Annotated in this window: 19 protein-coding genes; 8 read left to right on the top strand and 11 right to left on the bottom strand. The window is 66.6% G+C overall.

All coding sequences use genetic code 11. The features are described 5' to 3' along the window. Positions 1-188: 188 nt before the first annotated feature. Both PSPA7_RS06585 and PSPA7_RS06580 read left to right on the top strand, forming a co-directional pair. A complete protein-coding gene (locus PSPA7_RS06585; protein ID WP_012074613.1) occupies positions 189-2,024 on the top strand; it encodes a cation:proton antiporter in 1,836 nt (611 codons plus the stop codon). A gap of 118 nt (positions 2,025-2,142) precedes the next feature. After that, positions 2,143-2,823, top strand: coding sequence for a cyclic di-GMP-binding domain-containing protein, MshE-related (locus PSPA7_RS06580; protein ID WP_003153965.1), 681 nt, complete (start codon positions 2,143-2,145; stop codon positions 2,821-2,823). Between the two features lie 71 nt (positions 2,824-2,894). Here the strand turns inward: PSPA7_RS06580 and PSPA7_RS06575 are convergent, their stop codons facing one another. From PSPA7_RS06575 to ffh, 6 genes are all read right to left on the bottom strand, one after another. Further along, positions 2,895-3,320 carry an acyl-CoA thioesterase gene (locus tag PSPA7_RS06575; protein ID WP_003092635.1) on the bottom strand — a complete coding sequence of 142 codons (426 nt, stop codon included), beginning with the start codon at positions 3,318-3,320 and terminating at the stop codon, positions 2,895-2,897. A 151-nt stretch (positions 3,321-3,471) separates the two neighbouring features. Continuing rightward, complete coding sequence (gene rplS, locus PSPA7_RS06570; protein ID WP_003092637.1) at positions 3,472-3,822, bottom strand: 50S ribosomal protein L19; 351 nt, start codon at positions 3,820-3,822, stop codon at positions 3,472-3,474. Between the two features lie 41 nt (positions 3,823-3,863). Continuing rightward, a complete protein-coding gene (gene trmD / locus PSPA7_RS06565; RefSeq protein WP_003119312.1) occupies positions 3,864-4,622 on the bottom strand; it encodes a tRNA (guanosine(37)-N1)-methyltransferase TrmD in 759 nt (252 codons plus the stop codon). A gap of 6 nt (positions 4,623-4,628) precedes the next feature. Beyond that, positions 4,629-5,156 (bottom strand): ribosome maturation factor RimM, encoded by a 528-nt coding sequence (rimM, locus tag PSPA7_RS06560; protein ID WP_012074611.1) that lies wholly within the window; start codon positions 5,154-5,156, stop codon positions 4,629-4,631. 15 nt (positions 5,157-5,171) lie between these two features. Next, entirely contained in the window at positions 5,172-5,423 is a 252-nt protein-coding gene (gene rpsP, locus PSPA7_RS06555; RefSeq protein ID WP_003092643.1) for a 30S ribosomal protein S16, read from the bottom strand. 209 nt (positions 5,424-5,632) lie between these two features. Further along, positions 5,633-7,006 (bottom strand): signal recognition particle protein, encoded by a 1,374-nt coding sequence (gene ffh / locus PSPA7_RS06550; RefSeq protein ID WP_003153961.1) that lies wholly within the window; start codon positions 7,004-7,006, stop codon positions 5,633-5,635. Positions 7,007-7,306: 300 nt separating this feature from the next. Between ffh and PSPA7_RS06545 the strand changes: the two genes are divergently transcribed. From PSPA7_RS06545 to PSPA7_RS06535, 3 genes are all read left to right on the top strand, one after another. Beyond that, positions 7,307-8,107: a cytochrome C assembly family protein gene (locus PSPA7_RS06545; protein ID WP_012074610.1), complete on the top strand. Its 801-nt coding sequence runs from the start codon at positions 7,307-7,309 to the stop codon at positions 8,105-8,107. A 12-nt stretch (positions 8,108-8,119) separates the two neighbouring features. Then, positions 8,120-9,409: an HlyC/CorC family transporter gene (locus tag PSPA7_RS06540; RefSeq protein WP_012074609.1), complete on the top strand. Its 1,290-nt coding sequence runs from the start codon at positions 8,120-8,122 to the stop codon at positions 9,407-9,409. A 299-nt stretch (positions 9,410-9,708) separates the two neighbouring features. Then, positions 9,709-11,022 (top strand): MFS transporter, encoded by a 1,314-nt coding sequence (locus PSPA7_RS06535; RefSeq protein WP_012074608.1) that lies wholly within the window; start codon positions 9,709-9,711, stop codon positions 11,020-11,022. A gap of 7 nt (positions 11,023-11,029) precedes the next feature. Here the strand turns inward: PSPA7_RS06535 and PSPA7_RS06530 are convergent, their stop codons facing one another. The 5 genes from PSPA7_RS06530 to PSPA7_RS06510 are packed head-to-tail and all read right to left on the bottom strand — an operon-like array spanning position 11,030 to position 14,364. Then, entirely contained in the window at positions 11,030-11,779 is a 750-nt protein-coding gene (locus tag PSPA7_RS06530) for an SGNH/GDSL hydrolase family protein (protein WP_012074607.1), read from the bottom strand. A gap of 1 nt (position 11,780) precedes the next feature. Next, positions 11,781-12,962 (bottom strand): formate-dependent phosphoribosylglycinamide formyltransferase, encoded by a 1,182-nt coding sequence (gene purT, locus PSPA7_RS06525; RefSeq protein WP_012074606.1) that lies wholly within the window; start codon positions 12,960-12,962, stop codon positions 11,781-11,783. Positions 12,963-12,999: 37 nt separating this feature from the next. After that, a complete protein-coding gene (locus PSPA7_RS06520) occupies positions 13,000-13,194 on the bottom strand; it encodes a DUF1289 domain-containing protein (RefSeq protein ID WP_012074605.1) in 195 nt (64 codons plus the stop codon). After that, entirely contained in the window at positions 13,191-13,715 is a 525-nt protein-coding gene (locus PSPA7_RS06515) for a gamma carbonic anhydrase family protein (protein ID WP_003157723.1), read from the bottom strand. Before PSPA7_RS06515 ends, PSPA7_RS06520 begins: the two co-directional genes overlap by 4 nt. Before the next feature lie 37 nt (positions 13,716-13,752). Continuing rightward, entirely contained in the window at positions 13,753-14,364 is a 612-nt protein-coding gene (locus PSPA7_RS06510; RefSeq protein ID WP_003157724.1) for a CoA pyrophosphatase, read from the bottom strand. Between the two features lie 141 nt (positions 14,365-14,505). Here PSPA7_RS06510 and PSPA7_RS06505 point away from each other — a divergent pair, with 141 nt between their 5' ends. The 3 genes from PSPA7_RS06505 (at position 14,506) to PSPA7_RS06495 (ending at position 16,610) form a co-directional block, all read left to right on the top strand. Further along, complete coding sequence (locus PSPA7_RS06505; RefSeq protein ID WP_003157725.1) at positions 14,506-15,060, top strand: NUDIX hydrolase; 555 nt, start codon at positions 14,506-14,508, stop codon at positions 15,058-15,060. Positions 15,061-15,122: 62 nt separating this feature from the next. After that, positions 15,123-15,623, top strand: coding sequence for a L,D-transpeptidase family protein (locus tag PSPA7_RS06500; protein ID WP_012074604.1), 501 nt, complete (start codon positions 15,123-15,125; stop codon positions 15,621-15,623). Positions 15,624-15,866: 243 nt separating this feature from the next. Next, on the top strand, positions 15,867-16,610 hold the full coding sequence (locus PSPA7_RS06495) for a GntR family transcriptional regulator (protein WP_003157727.1): 744 nt from the start codon (positions 15,867-15,869) through the stop codon (positions 16,608-16,610). Position 16,611 lies beyond the last annotated feature (1 nt).

Below are 16,611 nucleotides of genomic sequence, written 5' to 3'. Positions count from 1 at the left end.
GCGCGGCTAGTCTTTCATAGCCTGGGCGCTATCGCGAGCGTTGGCCGTCATCGCCACGTAATGGTTAGTCAGGCCGGTCGACAGGAGGTCGGCCGGCTTCCCGTGCCCGCGGGAAAAAGCGGAGCCATGTGGCTCGATGGTTCGCCCCGGCTCAGGACGAGCGGGGCGACGCTGACAAGGAATCCTCGATGGACCAGAACGCTATCCTGCTCGCCCTGGGCGGCATCGGTGCCGCCGCCCTGCTCAGTCAATGGCTGGCCTGGCGCCTGCGCCTGCCAGCCATTCTTTTCCTGCTGCTGTCCGGGATCGTCGCCGGCCCCCTGCTCGGCTGGCTCGATCCGGACGAGATGTTCGGCCCCCTGCTGTTCCCGCTGGTATCCCTGGCGGTGGCGCTGATCCTCTTCGAGGGCAGCCTGACCCTGCATTTCAGCGAATGGAAGGAAATCGGCACCGTGGTGCACCGGATGGTGACCATCGGCGCGCTCTCGACCTGGGGCGTGATCGCCCTGGCCGCCCACTACCTGCTCGACTTCAGCTGGGAAATGGCCCTGCTGTTCGGCACCCTGACCCTGGTCACCGGGCCCACGGTGATAGTCCCGATGCTGCGGGTGGTCCGGCCCAAGGCCGCGGTGGCGAACATCCTGCGCTGGGAAGGCATCGTCATCGATCCCATCGGTGCGCTGCTGGCGGTCGTGGTGTACAGCTTCATCATCTCCAGCGGCGAAGGCGACGGCTGGCTGCACAGCCTGCAGACCTTCGGCGGGGTGATCCTCTGCGGCAGTCTGTTCGGCATCCTCGGTGGCTGGGCGCTGGGCGTCGTCCTGCGTCGCCACTGGCTGCCGGACTATCTGCACAACCTGGCGACGCTGGCCGCGGTGCTGGGCGTGTTCATCGCCTCGAACCGGGTGATGCACGAATCCGGGCTGCTCGCCGTGACCCTGATGGGCATGGGCCTGGCCAACATGAAGGGCGTCGACGTACGGCAGATCCTGCACTTCAAGGAGAACCTCAGCGTCCTGCTGATTTCCGGCCTGTTCATCCTCCTCGCCGCGCGCCTGGACATCAATGCCCTGCTCGGCCTGGGCCCGGCGGCGCTGCTGGTGCTGCTGCTGATCCAGTTCGTCGCCCGTCCGCTGAACGTGGCGCTGTCGACCTGGGGGTCGCCGCTGAGCTGGCGCGAACGCGCCCTGCTCAGCTGGATCGCCCCGCGCGGGATCGTCGCCGCGGCGGTCTCGGCGATCTTCGCCATCCGCCTGGGCGCCGAAGGCCATGCCCAGGCGGCGCTGCTGGTGCCGCTGACCTTCCTGGTGATCATCGGCACGGTGGTCCTGCAAAGCGCCACCGCGCGCCCCCTGGCCCGCCTGCTGAAGGTCGCCGAGCCCTCGCCCAGCGGCTACCTGATCGTCGGCGCCAATCCGGTCGGGCGCGCCATCGGCAAGGCCCTGAAGAGCCTCGGCAGCCGCGTGCTGCTGACTGATTCGAGCTGGGAAAACATCCGCGCCGCGCGGATGGACAACCTGCCCACCTATTTCGGCAATCCCACCTCGCAGCATGCCGAAGCCCACCTCGACCTGGTCGGTATCGGCCACCTGCTGGGCGTGTCCCCGGCCGGCGAGCTGAACACCCTGGCGGCGATGCGTTTCCGCCACGAGTTCGGCCACCGCCAGTTGTTCGGCCTGCCGACCAGCCAGGAAGCCAAGCGCACCGACAAGCACCGCTCCAGCGACGAGCACCGTGGCCGCCCGCTTGGCCAGCGGCCGCTGACCTACGCGCAGTTCGCCAGCCTGCTGTCGCGCGGCGCGGAAATGCGCACCACCCTGCTGACTGACAATTTCGGCTGGAACGAGTACCAGGCGCTGCACGGCGAGTCGGCGGTCCTGCTGTTCGCCCGCGACCCGAACGGCCGGATGCACGTCGCCACCCCGCAGACCACGCTCACGCCCGGCACAGGCTGGACGCTGCTCTCGCTGATCGAGGCGGAACCGTCAGTCAGCAAGTCGCAGGCCACGGAAATCGCCGACTAGACTTCAACGAGTCGACGAAAGAGGGCCGTCACCCTATCCAAGGTTGGGTGACAAACGAAGCACACGAAGAGGATGATTGCATCTAGCCATCATCCTCTTTTTTCATCAGGCCACCACCATGTCCAATCAACAACATTCCCGTCTGGGCCAGATCCTGATCAACAAGGGGCTGATCAGCGCCGCCCAACTGGACGCCGCGATCCAGGCACAGTTGACCAACCGCAAGCGCCTGGGCGAAACCCTGATCGAACAGGGCCTGCTGAGCGAACGGCAACTGAGGAAGGCACTGAAGAAGCAGACCAGCCTGCGCCTTGCCGCGACCTTGGTCGCCGCCCTGCTCAGCCCGTTCCAGATGGCCAGCGCCGACATCCAGCGTATGCAGCCGCCAGCGGCCATGGGCCGCCAGGAACTGCCGAAGAGCCTGCGTCCGCTGACCGACGTCGAGATGAGCAACGTCAACGCCCAAGGCCTCAATGAAAGCCTCGAGGGCCTGTTCCTGAAGGCCGAGGGCGGCGACGGCCTGGCCGCGGTGAAGCAACTGGCGAAGCTGGTGATGCCGGTGCTCGACAGCCTGGAAGCGGAAACCTCGATGAGCGACGTGCGCTACGACACCGGCAAGACGCAGAGCACGCTCAACCCCGACGGCTCGGTCAACCTGCGCCTGCCAAGCAGTATCGGCGAGGTGCGTTTCGACAACATCCGCATCGCCGGCGCGCCGCGCGAGCAGACCTTCGGCAGCGTGAGCCTGCAGCAGATCGATCTGTCCCAGGCCTCCCTGAAGATCAGCCTGCGGCCCTGAATCCAACGCCCGAGGCTGGTCGTCCAGGACCATGAAAAAAGGCACCCGAAGGTGCCTTTTCGTTGCCTGGCTCAAGCCGCCTGGCTGGCCGGGAATCCCGGCAGGACCGGAACCGGACGTTTTTCATCGTCGATGGCGACGAAGCTGAACAGGCCGTGTATGGCCTTCTCGCGGCCGTCGGCGTACATGCTTTCCAGGTACACCTCGACCTCCACCTTGAGGCTGGTGTTGCCGACCTTGACCACCCGGCCGACCAGTTCGACGATCGAGCCCGCCGGAATCGGATGGTTGAAGTCGATGCGATCGGTGGAAACGGTCACCAGCGGCAGGCGGCAGAAACGCGTGGCGGTGATGAACGAGACCTCGTCCATCCAGGCCAGCGCGGTACCGCCGAACAGGGTGTTGTGGTGGTTGGTGGTGGGCGGGAATACCGCCTTGGTCACACGGGTTTCGGAAAGCTCGGTGCGACGCAGGATTTCTTGCTCTCTGGGGGTCATGCCACGAATACCGGATGGAGTGGCTGCCCGGGTGCTGCGGATGTTGTACTGGTTATGCGCTGCCGTGGGCAGTAGGAAGCGCCGCCGGAAAGGCGAACGCCAGGCATGAAAAAAGCAGCCCTCGGGCTGCTTTTCTCGGAGAAGAACCGGATTAGACCAGTTTTTCCTTGATGCGCGCGGCCTTGCCGGACAGGGCGCGGAGGTAGTACAGCTTGGCCTTGCGCACGTCGCCGCGACGCTTGACGCTCAGGCTGTCGACGATCGGGCTGTAGGTCTGGAAGGTACGCTCTACGCCTACGCCATTGGAGATCTTGCGCACGGTGAAGGCGCTGTTCAGGCCACGGTTGCGCTTGGCGATGACGACGCCTTCGAAGGCCTGCAGACGCTGACGGTCGCCTTCCTTCACCTTGACCTGGACGATCACGGTGTCGCCGGGGGCGAACGCCGGGATCTCTTTGTTCATCTGTTCAGCTTCGATCTGCTGAATGATCTTGTTGGTCATGCTGTGCTCCTAAGACCGGCAATCGGCCAGCCATCGATACGTTAACTATCGTCCCGCTGACGGATATATTCCGCCAGCAGCTTCTGCTCTTCTCCAGAAAGCGAGCGGCTATCCAGAAGATCGGCGCGTCGTTCCCAGGTCCGCCCAAGGGCCTGCTGCAAACGCCAACGCCGGATGTGTTCATGGTTGCCACTGAGCAACACTTCAGGAACACGTTTGTCCGCGTACACCTCGGGTCGGGTGTAGTGCGGGCAGTCGAGCAGGCCATCCGTGAAGGAGTCCTCCTCGGCGGAATCTGCATGACCCAATGCACCGGGCAGCAACCGCGTCACTGCATCGACCAGCACCATGGCCGGCAATTCACCGCCGGACAGGACATAATCGCCGATCGACCATTCTTCATCGACGTGCTCTTCGATGAAGCGCTCGTCGATGCCTTCGTAGCGCCCGGCGATGAGGATCAACGCTTCCTCTTCGGCCAGTTCGCGTACGCCCGCCTGCGTCAGCTGGCGGCCTTGCGGCGAAAGGTAGATCACCTTCGCCTTCCTGCCCCCGGCGGCTTGCCTGGCATCCGCCAGCGCGCCCTCCAGAGGCTTGATCTTCATCACCATGCCCGGGCCACCGCCGAAGGGCCGGTCGTCCACCGTCTGGTGGCGGTCCTCGGTGTAGTCCCGTGGATTCCAGCAGGTCAGCGTGAGCAACCCCTGCTTTACCGCACGGCTGGTGATGCCATAGTCACTGATCGCGCGGAACATCTCCGGAAAGATGCTGACGACGCCCACCCACAAACGCTTGTCCATGGATGATCAGAAGTCCGCGTCCCAGTCCACCCGCATCTCGCCAGCGGCCAGGTCGATCGACAGCACGCACTGCCCGGTATAGGGCAACAGGCGCTCGCGGTCGTCCAGGCTGCCCGCGCAGGGCTTGACCACCATGACATCGTTGGCACCGGTTTCCAGCAGATGGTCGATCACGCCGAGCAACTGCCCGCCCTGGTCGATCACCTTCAGGCCTTCCAGCTGGTACCAGTAGTACTCACCTTCCTCGAGAGAGGGCAACTCGCTACGCGGGATGCAGATCTCGTAACCGGTGAAGGTGCGGGCCTCTTCGCGATCGTCGAGCCCCTTGAGCTTGGCGGCCAGGACCTTGCCATGCAGGCGCCCCCTGACCAGCTCGGCCTGCCGGGTCTCGCCGTCGCGCCGGAGCGTCCAGCGGCGATAGTCCAGCAGGTTGTCCAACGGGTCGGTAAAGGAATACACCTTCACCTCACCGCGGATGCCGTACACCGAAACGATCTTGCCGATCACGACCAGGTCGTCGGCGGGTGTCGGCATTTCACTCATGACGGCTTAGGCGTTGGCCTTGGCAGCGTCCTTGAGCAGCTGAGCGACGCGCTCAGACGGCTGTGCACCCTGGCCGAGCCAGTAGGTGGCACGCTCCTGGTCGACGGACAGACGCACTTCGCCACCAGTCGCAACCGGGTTGAAGAAACCGATGCGCTCGACGAAGCGACCATCGCGCGCATTGCGGCTGTTGGTCACGGTCAGGTGGTAGAAGGGGCGCTTTTTGGAGCCGCCACGAGCAAGACGGATGGTTACCATGTGAACTTCGTTCCTGTAGTCGGTGCTTACAAAATGAATGCACGCTGGGCCCACGGCCCGAAAGGCCGCATATTCTAAGGATTATCGGGGAATTTGCAAATCTCTTTTTCGGCCACCCATCGGCCGGCGCGGAGAGCGCGAGAAGCGCGCGGTCCGCCCGCCGGCCGACGGAGCGGACCCGCCGGCGTGGCCAGCGGCCGCGCGTCCGATCAAAGCTTGGGCATGCCCCCCGGGAACATGCTGCCCATGCCTCGCATCATCCTGGCCATGCCGCCCTTGGCGGTGACCTTCTTCATCATCTTCTGCATCTGCTTGTGCTGCTTGATCAGCCGGCCGACGTCCTGCACCTGGGTGCCGGAGCCGAGGGCGATGCGGCGCTTGCGCGAGCCGCTGATCATTTCCGGGTCGCGCCGTTCGCCGGGGGTCATCGAGTTGATGATCGCCTCCATCTGCTTGAACTGCTTCTCCGCCGCGCCTTGGGCGTTGCCCATCTGCGCCAGGTTGACCCCGCCGAGCATCGGCAGCTTGTCCATGAGCCCGCCGAGGCCGCCCATGTTCTTCATCTGTTGCAGCTGGTCGCGGAAGTCCTCCAGGTCGAAGCCCTTGCCCTTCTTGATCTTCTTCGCCAGCTTCTCGGCCTTGTCGCGGTCGAGGTTCTGCTCGGCCTGCTCGATCAGGCTGAGCACGTCGCCCATGCCGAGGATGCGCGAGGCCACGCGGTCGGGATGGAACGGATCGAGCGCCTCGCTCTTCTCGCCCATGCCGAGGAACTTGATCGGCTTGCCGGTGATGGCCCGCACCGAGAGCGCGGCACCGCCACGCGCGTCGCCGTCGACCTTGGTCAGGACCACGCCGGTCAGCGGCAAGGCGTCATTGAAGGCCTTGGCGGTATTGGCGGCGTCCTGGCCGGTCATGGCGTCGACCACGAACAGGGTCTCCACCGGCTTGATCGCCGCGTGCACCTGCCTGATCTCGTCCATCATGTCGGCGTCTATGTGCAGGCGACCGGCGGTATCGACGATCACCACGTCGATGAACTTCAGCCTCGCCTCGCGGATCGCCGCCTCGGCGATGGCCACCGGCTTCTGGCTGACGTCGGAAGGGAAGAAGGTTACGCCGACCTCGCTCGCCAGGGTTTCCAGCTGCTTGATCGCGGCGGGTCGGTAGACGTCGGCGGAAACCACCATCACCGACTTCTTCTTGCGTTCCTTAAGGAAGCGCGCCAGCTTGCCCGCGGTGGTGGTCTTGCCCGCACCCTGCAGGCCGGCCATCAGGATCACCGCCGGCGGCGCGACGCTCAGCGCCAGGTCCTCGTTGGCCGCGCCCATCAGCTCCTCGAGCTCGGCGCGGACGATCTTCACGAACGCCTGTCCCGGGGTCAGGCTCTTCGAGACCTCGGTACCGACGGCGCGCTCCTTGACCTTGTTGACGAAGTCCTTGACCACCGGCAGGGCCACGTCGGCCTCGAGCAGGGCCATGCGCACTTCGCGCAGAGTGTCCTTGATGTTGTCCTCGGTCAGCTTGGCCTTGCCGGTGACATGGCGAAGCGTCTGCGAGAGGCGGTCTGTAAGGTTTTCGAACATGCGCGATCCTTCCACGGGGGTTGCGGCAAGCGGCGGATTATAACCAAGAGCGCGTCGCGGGACACGCGATGAAAGACGGAGTGTGTGTCCGGCGACGACCGGGGGCCAGCCTCAAGTCCTTGATTTGCCGACGCGTTCCGTCTTTGCCGGGACGACTGCCCGGCCAGGAGGTCGCGGCGCCCGCGGCAGGCGGTCCGCCAACCCGGCCACAGGCACGAGAGAACTGTTCGCAACGGCTTTCTCGCGACGCTCGTTCTATGCCAAACTCCCTCCCTTTCGGGCCCGCGATTACAAGGACTTATGCATCCCCTGCTGCCCAGCCTCATCGCTGCTGTTCTCTACCTCGGCACCACCGCCTACCACGGCGCCTGCCTGGCCAGGCGCACCACGCCGGGCAAACCCCTGCTGCTCGGGTTCGGCATCCTCGCGCTGGCCGCCCACGCCTTCAGCCTCTACCAGCAATTGCTGACCCCGGCCGGACTGGTGCTGGACTTCTTCAACGCCGCCAGCCTGATCGCCGCCGCGGTGATCCTCCTGACCCTGCTGGCGACCCTGCGGATACCGGTGGAGAACCTGCTCCTTCTTTTATTCCCGCTGGGCGCCCTCACCACCCTGCTGGCGGTATTCATCCCCCACGGCACCGTCGAGCCGATCAACGAGCAGCCGGGCATCCTCGCCCATATCCTGCTGTCGATCCTGGCCTATGGCCTGCTCACCATCGCGGTGTTCCAGGCGCTGTTGCTGCTGCTCCAGGACTATCGCCTCAAGCACAAGCACCCGTCCGGGCTGATCCGCAACTTCCCACCGCTGCAGACCATGGAAAGCCTGCTGTTCGGCTTTCTCTGGGGTGGCTGGTCGCTGCTCTCGCTGTCCCTGCTGTCCGGCTGGCTGTTCGTCGACAACCTGTTCGCCCAGCACCTGGCGCACAAGACCATCCTCTCCTGCTTCGCCTGGGTGGTCTTCGCCGTGCTCCTGTGGGGCCGCCACCAGCTCGGCTGGCGCGGCCACAAGGCGATCCGCTGGACCCTGGCCGGTTTCTGCCTGTTGATGTTGGCGTATTTCGGCAGCAAGCTGGTGCGGGAATTCATCCTGCACATCTGATGGGCCTCCTTCATGGATGAGCTGCACCCCGGGTACCTGGTCGGCCTGCTGGTTCTCCTGGTCGCCTGCTCGGCGTTCTTCTCCTGCGTCGAGACCGCCCTGCTCAACCTCGACCGTTACCGCCTGCGCCTGCAGGCCAAGCAAGGGCTGCGCGGGGCCCGGCGCAGCAGTTGGCTGCTGCTGCACGACGACCGCCTGCGCGGCACCCTGCTGATCGGCCGCACCCTGGTCAATGTCAGCGCCGCCGCCCTGGCCAGCTGGGCCGCGGTGCGCCACTGGGGCGTCATCGGCCTGGCCGTCGCGATCCCCGGCCTGACCCTGCTCCTGCTGCTGTTCGGCGCGCTGCTGCCGCGTCGCTACGGCGCCCTGCGCGCCGAGCACGTGGCGCTGCCGGCGAGCCTGCCGCTGCTCCTGCTGCAACGCCTGTGCTGGCCGCTGCTGTGGCTGCTGACCGCCCTCAGCAACGCCCTGCTGCGCCTGCTCGGCGTCGCCGCGGCGGAGCGCGACGAGGGCCGCAGTCGCGACGAGGAAGCCCTGCGCCCCGCCGATAACCCGCAGGCGACCGAGGTCAGCCGCCAGGACATGCTGCTCGGCCTGCTGGACCTGGAACGGGTCACGGTCAACGACCTGATGATCCCGCGCAACGAAGTCGAAGGCATCGACCTCGACGACCCGCTCGAGGACATCGTCGAGCAGTTGCGCACCACCAGCCACACGCGCCTGCCGGTGTACCGCGACGACGTCAACCAGATCGAAGGCATCGTCCACATGCGGCAGATCGCGCGCCTGCTGACCCAGGGCCGGCTGACCAAGGACAACCTCCGCCAGGCTTGCGTCGAGCCGTACTTCGTGCCGGAAAGCACGCCGCTGTCGACCCAACTGGTGAACTTCCAGAAGGAAAAGCGCCGCATCGGCGTGGTGGTGGACGAATACGGCGAGGTGATCGGCATCGTCACCCTGGAGGACATCCTCGAAGAGATCGTCGGCGACTTCAACGACCTCGACAGCCTCGACAACCCGGACATCCAGGCCCAGGAAGACGGCAGCTTCGTCATCGACGGCAGCGCCAACCTGCGCGAGCTGAACAAGTCGCTCGGCTGGCAATTGCCCTGCGACGGGCCGAAGACCCTCAACGGCCTGGTCACCGAGGCACTGGAGCAGATTCCCGACTGCGCGGTGTGCCTGCGTATCGGCCCCTACTGCCTGGAGATCCAGCAGTCGGCGGAAAACCGCGTGAAGAGCGTGCGCGCCTGGCATCCCCGCGCCCTGGCCCCACTGCTGGAGAGCGACACCGGGGCCTGATCCGGGATTGCCGAACCCGCCCCGCGGCGCTCTATAATCGACCCAGCTTATCCAGCCCTGCCGCCGGCTCCGCCGCTACCCGCAGCCCGAGCCCCGGCCAGTCACCCGCCAGTCCCGCCTGCCCGTCCGGCCCACCGCCGACGGTCCAGCCGGCGCACGGCGCGCAGGCTCACCCTCCCTGCGCGACCGACCTCGTCCGCCCCACCCGGGCGCCGCGCCGCCGCATCGGCGCGCTGGCATAACCATCCGGCCGCACGGAAGCACTCCGTCCTGCCCTGACTGCCAGGGACCTCCCCACCATGACCGCCGCCACCCTCGCCGCCGCCCCCACTCCGGAAGCGGCCAACTCGACCACCCGGGTCGCCGTCGCCAGCTTCATCGGCACCGCCATCGAGTTCTACGATTTCTACGTCTACGCCACCGCCGCCGCCCTGGTGATCGGCCCGGTATTCTTCCCGCAGACATCCGGCACCGCGCAGATGCTCAGCGCCTTCCTCACCTTCGGCATCGCCTTTCTCGCCCGTCCGCTGGGCTCGGCGCTGTTCGGCCACTTCGGCGACCGCATCGGGCGCAAGTCGACCCTGGTCGCCTCGCTGCTGCTGATGGGGGTCTCCACCACCCTGATCGGCGTCCTCCCCGGCTACGACAGCATCGGCTACTGGGCTCCGTTGCTACTCTGCCTGCTGCGCTTCGGCCAGGGCCTCGGCCTCGGCGGCGAATGGGGCGGCGCCGCACTGCTGGCTACGGAGAACGCGCCGGCCGGCAAACGCGCCTGGTTCGGCATGTTTCCCCAGCTCGGCCCGTCGATCGGCTTCCTCGCCGCCAACGGCCTGTTCCTGGCCCTGGCGATGCTGCTCAGCGAGGAGCAATTCCGTGAGTGGGGCTGGCGGATCCCGTTCCTGCTCAGCGCGGCGCTGGTGATCGTCGGCCTCTATGTGCGCCTGAAGCTGGCGGAGACCCCGGTGTTCGCCAAGGCCATGGCCAGGCACGAGAGGGTCCGCCTGCCGATCGCCGAGCTGTTCGCCCAGCACTGGCGGCCGACCCTGCTCGGCGCCCTGGCGATGGTGGTGTGCTATGCGCTGTTCTATATCTCCACGGTGTTCTCGCTGAGCTACGGAGTCGCCAGCCTGGGCTTCAGCCGCGAGGAGTTCCTCGGTCTGCTGTGCCTCGCCGTGCTCTTCATGGCCGCCGCCACGCCACTCTCGGCCTGGCTCAGCGACCGCTTCGGGCGCAAGCCGGTACTGCTGCTCGGCAGCCTGGCGGCGCTCGCCTCCGGGTTCGCCATGGAGCCGCTGCTGAGCCAGGGCTCGGCATTCAGCGTCGCCCTGTTCCTCTGCATCGAATTGTTCCTGATGGGCGTCACCTTCGCCCCGATGGGCGCGCTGCTGCCGGAAATCTTCCCCACCCACGTGCGCTACACCGGCGCGTCGGCGGCCTACAACCTGGGCGGCATCCTTGGCGCATCGGTGGCGCCCTACATCGCCCAGAAGCTGGTCGGCATCGGCGGCCTGGGCTGGGTCGGCGGCTACGTCTCGGCGGCGGCGCTGCTCAGCCTGCTGGCGGTACTGTGCCTGAAGGAGACCCGCGACAACGACCTCGGCGCAGCACCCTGAATCCCGCTCAGGGGTCCGCGGCGCCACCCTCTTCCCTCGCCGCCAGCCAGTCGGCGAGGGAGGAGGCCCAGACCTGGTAGCCCAGTTGCGACGGATGAAAGCCGTCGATGGCCAGGTAGCCCGGAAGCAGGTCCAGCGAGATCGGGCAGTAGCCGGCGCCGGCCGCGCCAGCGAGATCGCGCAACGCCTCGTCGAGCAGCCGCCCGCGCCACCCCAGCAGGGCCCGCAGCAAACCGGGCAGGGCGGAGAAATGCCGCAGCGGCGGCACCGCGGTGCAGATCACCTGCGCGCCGGCCGCCTGGAAGGCTCCGATAAGGGCAGCGCAATCGGTTCGCCAGCGTTCGAGGGAGCGCAGGCCGGTGGTGTCGTTGACGCCGAAGACCAGGATCACCCGGTCGAAGAAACGTCCTTCCACCTGCGGTAGCAGGCGTTCGCGCGCCTCGCCGCTGGTGATGCCGTTCTCGCCCAGCGCCAGCCAGGCCACCGGGCGCCGCAGACGCTCGCCCAGCGCCGCGGCCAGGCGGCCGGCGAGGGCGTAGTCCAGGCAACTGGCGCCAACCCCGGCTACCGTCGACTCACCGAACAACAGCAAGCGCAGCGGCTCTCCGCTGCCGGGCTCTCCGGCCAGCCCTTCGCGAGGTCCCGCCGCGGGCGCCAGGCGCAAGGCCCGGCGGCGGGTACGGATAGCCAGCGGCACCACCAGTGGGAGCAACGGCAGAGCCGCCGCCCACCAGGCCAGCGATGCCAGCCGGCGCATCTCAGAGTTCGACGCGAACCGCCTGGGCGGCACGGGTCGCCTTGGCCCGCGCGGCATCGATGGACTCGTCGCGCGCCAGGGCCACCCCCATCCGCCGCTGGCCATCCACTTCCGGCTTGCCGAACAGGCGCAGCGCGGTATCCGCCTCACCCAGGGCGGCGCCGAGGTTGGCGAAGGCGACCCGGTCGGACTTGCCTTCCACCAGGATCACCGCCGAGGCCGACGGGCCGAACTGGCGGATCAGCGGGATCGGCAGGCCGAGGATCGCCCGTGCGTGCAGGGCGAACTCGGAAAGATCCTGGGAAATCAGGGTCACCAGGCCGGTATCGTGCGGGCGCGGCGACACCTCGCTGAACCACACCTGGTCGCCCTTGACGAACAGTTCGACGCCGAACAGCCCGCGTCCGCCGAGGGCCTCGGTCACCGCCCGGGCGACCCGCTCGGACTCGGCCAGGGCCTGCGCGCTCATCGCCTGCGGCTGCCAGGACTCGTGGTAGTCGCCCTTGACCTGGCGGTGACCGATCGGCGCGCAGAAAGTGGTACCGCCGACATGGCGCACGGTGAGCAGGGTGATCTCGTAGTCGAAATCGATGAAGCCCTCGACGATCACCCGGCCCTTGCCGGCGCGCCCACCTTCCTGGGCGTAGTCCCAGGCCGCCTGCAGGTCGTCGGGGCCTTTCAGGACACTCTGGCCCTTGCCCGACGAGCTCATGATCGGCTTCACCACGCAGGGGTAGCCGACGCGCTCGACGCCCAGGCGGTAGTCCTCGAAGGTATCGGCGAAGTGATAGGGCGAGGTCGGCAGGCCGAGTTCCTCGGCAGCCAACCGACGGATGCCTTCGCGGTTCATGGTCAGTTGCGCGGCGCGGGCGGTGGGCACCACGGTGTAGCCTTCGGCCTCCAGCTCGACCAGGGTGGCGGTGGCGATGGCCTCGATCTCCGGGACTATGTAGTGTGGCTTCTCCTGCTCGATCACCGCGCGCAGGGCGGCGCCGTCGAGCATGCTGATCACGTGGCTGCGATGCGCCACCTGCATGGCCGGGGCGTTGTCGTAGCGATCGACGGCGATCACCTCGCAACCCAGGCGTTGCAGCTCGATGGCGACCTCCTTGCCCAGCTCGCCGGAGCCACAGAGGAGGACGCGGGTCGCGCTCGGCGACAGGGGGGTACCGATACGGGTCATGGACGAACCTCGGAAATGAAGGAAAACGGGTTCCACCTCAGGCGGAACCGCTGAGCAGGCCTTGCGCCTTGGCGCGTGCGACGCAGCGGCCAAGCACCTCGCGGCGCTCGTCGTCGCTCATCAGGCCCCAGCGGGTGATCTCGGACGCCGTGCGCTGGCAGCCGATGCAGATATCCTGCTCGTCCAGCGCACAGACGTGGACGCAGGGCGAAGCCACCGGCCGCTCGTTCACCCCAGGTCCTCGGCGAGGTCGCGGGCGTAGCGGCGGGCGTTGTGCACATAGTGGGCGGCGCTGGCCTCGAGCATCTTCCTCTGCGGTTCGCTCAGCTCGCGCACGACCTTGCCTGGCGAGCCCATCACCAGCGAGCCGTCGGGTATTTCCCTGCCCTCGGGAATCAGCGCGTTGGCGCCGATGATGCAGTACTTGCCGATCTTCGCCCCGTTGAGGATCACCGCGTTGATCCCCACCAGGCTGTAGTCGCCCACCGTGCAGCCGTGCAGCATGGCGTTGTGGCCGACGGTGACGCCCTTGCCGAGGCTCAGCGGATACCCCATGTCGGTGTGCATCACCGCGCCGTCCTGGACGTTGCTGTGCTCGCCGATATGGATCAGTTCGTTATCGCCGCGCAGCACCGCGCCGAACCAGACGCTGGCGCCGGCGTCCAGGCGAACCTTGCCGATCACCGCGGCGGTGGGGGCGATCCAGCTGTCGGGATGGGTTTCGACGCGGGCGTCGCCCAGGCGGTATTTCATCGCGATCTCCTCGTGGCCGGGGTCTGCGCCCCGTCGGTCAACTCAGTTTGATGAAGGAAGCCGGTGGCGTGTGCAGGTCGATCGGGTCGTCGAAAAGCAGGTTGACCAGTTCCACCACCATGATGGCGGTCAGGCCCCAGATCTTGAACTCGCCGAAACGATAGCTGGGCACGTACCAGCTGCGACCGAAGTAATCGATGCGGTGGGTGACCTCGCGCGGATCGTCGCGAAAGAAACTCAGCGGCACGTTGAACACCGCGGCGATCTCGCCATCGTTGGGCTGGTACTCGACGAAGTCGGGAATGAAGGCGACATAGGGTGTGACCTTGATCCCATGCCGGGAGACCAGGGTACTCAGCGGCCCGACCACTTCCACCAGGCCCGGTGGCAGGGCGATCTCCTCCTCCGCCTCGCGCAGGGCGGTGCGCACCAGGTCGGCGTCTTCCGGGTCGCGTCGGCCGCCCGGGAAGGCGACTTCGCCACCATGGGTGGACAGGCCGGCGGCGCGCAGGGTCAGCACAAGCTCCGGGTCGTCGCTGCGGGTGATGGGCACCAGCACGGCCGCTTCGGGGAAGCGCTGGTCGGTATCCAGTTGGCGGGGGCGGTGCGCCTCGATGCGTTGGCGCAGCTCGTCGAGCGTGCAGTTCATACTGCCGGGGTTTCCGAGGTCTTGTCGTTTCCCCGAGATCATGGCACGAAAGCCACGGGCAGCCCACCCCTTCCGTACAGGCCCCTTGTCGCCCCCGGGCCGGCCGAGCAAGATAGGCCTTTTCCCGAAGAAGAAGCCCGCATGAAATTCTGCAGCCAGTGCGGCGCCACGGTGGTCGAGCGCATCCCGGACGGCGACAACCGCCTGCGCTACGTCTGCGACGCCTGCCATACCGTGCACTACCAGAATCCGCGGATCGTCGCCGGCAGCCTGCCGGTGCGGGACGGCCGGGTCCTGCTCTGCCGTCGCGCCATCGCGCCGCGCCTGGGCTACTGGACGCTCCCGGCCGGCTTCATGGAGAACGGAGAGACCCTCGCCCAGGCGGCGGTCCGCGAGACAGAGGAAGAAGCCAACGCGCGGATCGGCGACCTGCAGCTCTACACCCTGTTCGACCTGCCGCACATCAGCCAGGTCTACCTGTTCTTCCGCGCCGAGCTGCTCGACCTGGATTTCTCCGCGGGCGACGAGAGCCTGGAAGTGCGGCTTTTCGACGAAGCGGAGATTCCCTGGTCGGAGCTGGCTTTTCCGACCATCGGCCGTACCTTAGAATGCTACTTCAGCGATCGCCGCGAAGGATGCTTCCCGGTGCGCAACGAAGCCATCACGCCTATGCTGGCTTCCCATAAGAAAGACTGACCGCCAAACACTCGAACACCGCCGCCGTTGCGGCTCAAGGGAACATCGGGGATCTCACTTCCATGCGCTGGTTGCTTGCTGTGCTGTGCTTGACCTTCGCCAGTCTGATCCAGGCCAATGCCGCGCCGACGCTGGACGGCAAGGTGGACAAGGTCCTGGTGCTCAAGTCCGAGCGAAAACTGCTGCTCCTCAACAAAGGCAACGTCCTCAAGAGCTATCGCGTCTCGCTGGGCAAGCGCCCCACCGGGCCGAAGCTGGCCGAAGGCGACAACCGCACGCCGGAAGGCTTCTACTGGATCGACTGGCGCAAGACCAGCAACAACTACAACCTGTCCATGCACATTTCCTACCCCAACGCCCGCGACGTGGCCAAGGCCCGGGAAAAGGGCCTGCCGGCCGGCGGCATGATCATGATCCACGGCACCCCGCTGGATGACGAATACCCGGAGTGGTACTTCTCCACCCTGGACTGGACCAATGGCTGCATCGCCATGAACAACACCGACATGCGCGAAGTCTGGAGCGTCGTGAAGGACGGCACGCTGATCGAGATCCGCCCCTGACAGAACCAGGCTGATACCACTCGTCAGCCGTCAGCCACGCCACGAACGCCGCCGCGAACCTTTCCGGCGGCGTTTTCTTTTTTCCGTCAAGCCCTTGCATCCCGTACCCAGGCCGTCTCGCTCGAGGAGACGGCAGGCTGACGCGCGCGCTCCGTGCAACTGGCATTGACGTGGTATTCAAGTGGTATTAATTTTTCCGCCATTACCGGGCGACAACAACGCAATCCGCACTGGAACCTTTCCATGAAGACAGCCCACGACCTGCTCCTGGCCCTGCGTCCCGACGAGGCGCAGCCCACTCCGCTCTATCTGCAACTGGCGCGCAATCTCGAAAGCGCGATCCATGCCGGACAGTGGAAGGCCGAGGAAGCGCTGCCCTCCGAACGCAGCCTCAGCGAAACCCTGAACATTTCCCGCGTCACCGCGCGCAAGGCTCTCGAAATCCTCTTCGAGCAGGGCCTGATCCGTCGCAACCAGGGCTCGGGTACCTTCATCACCCCGCGCCTGGAACAACCGCTGTCGCGCCTCTCCAGCTTCAGCGAGATGCTCCGCCTGAAAGGCTTCACTCCCGGCTCCACCTGGCTGGAGCGCGGCATCGCCCTGCCCACCCACGACGAACTGATCCGCCTCGGCCTGTCGCCCACCGAGAAGGTCGCGCGCCTGAAACGCCTGCGCAAGGCCGACGGCACGGTGATGGCGATCGAGCACAGCACCCTGCCGGCACGCCTGCTCAGCGACCCGACGGCGATCGGCGACTCCCTCTACGAATACCTGGACAGCATCGGCCGCCCGGTGGTCCGCGCCCTGCAGCACGTGCGCGCGATCAACGCCTCGCCCGCCGATGCCGCGCTGGTCGGCATCGAGCCGGGCACCGCGATGCTGCTGATGACGCGGATCGGCTACCTCGAGGACAACACCCCGATCGAGCTGACCGACACCTACTGCCGCAACGACTACTACGACTTCGTCGCCGAACTGCGACGCTGAC

The sequence above is a fragment of the Pseudomonas paraeruginosa PA7 genome, from assembly GCF_000017205.1.
GTDB classification, from domain to species: domain Bacteria; phylum Pseudomonadota; class Gammaproteobacteria; order Pseudomonadales; family Pseudomonadaceae; genus Pseudomonas; species Pseudomonas paraeruginosa.
This window is presented reverse-complemented; position numbering and strand designations above follow the sequence as displayed.